General features: G+C 64.4%; 1 protein-coding gene. It reads right to left on the reverse strand.

The window, feature by feature from the left end:
* Positions 1–493 (reverse strand): DUF7341 domain-containing protein (locus FK268_RS24025; protein ID WP_146437934.1); only part of this gene is annotated, 493 nt, incomplete at its 3' end.
* Positions 494–506 lie beyond the last annotated feature (13 nt).

A 506-nucleotide genomic window follows, 5' to 3' on the forward strand; every position in this document is an offset into this window, starting at 1 on the left:
TTTCGCCTGCGATGTGCCGGTAGGTCCAGGGGCCTTGGTTGCAGTTGGGGCAGGGTTTGTCGTAGAGGCCGACGGTGTCTCCGGTGAGTGCGGAGTGGATCCAGTCGGCCCAGCGGTTGATGGCGCGGGCGGCTTCGTGGACGGTTTCGATTTGCGCGGGTGCCCACTTGAAACTGTTCACCTTGTCCAGCAGGGTGTGGATGTTGTCGCGGCCGTCATGCCCGATGACCGCCGCCCACTCCTTCACCTTCCGCTCGATCTCCTGCATTTTGTCGATGCCGGACAGCCATGCGGTGGGGTGGGATTCGAAGCCTGGTCGTCCGCCGGGGTTGCGTGGCCGGTCGGCGTTTTGGAGGGCTTGTTGGAGTTGGGTGAGGAGTGAGGGGGAGGTGTAGGTGCCGTGTTGGTCGTGGTGGGTTTGTGCGGCGCAGAGGTGGTGGTGGGCGTCGTCGAGTTGGCGTCGGGCGTCGGGGAGTGTGTGCTCGTCGGTCATCGGGTTCAGTCCT

This window comes from Tsukamurella sputi (genome assembly GCF_007858445.1).
Taxonomy (GTDB): Bacteria; Actinomycetota; Actinomycetes; order Mycobacteriales; family Mycobacteriaceae; genus Tsukamurella; species Tsukamurella sputi.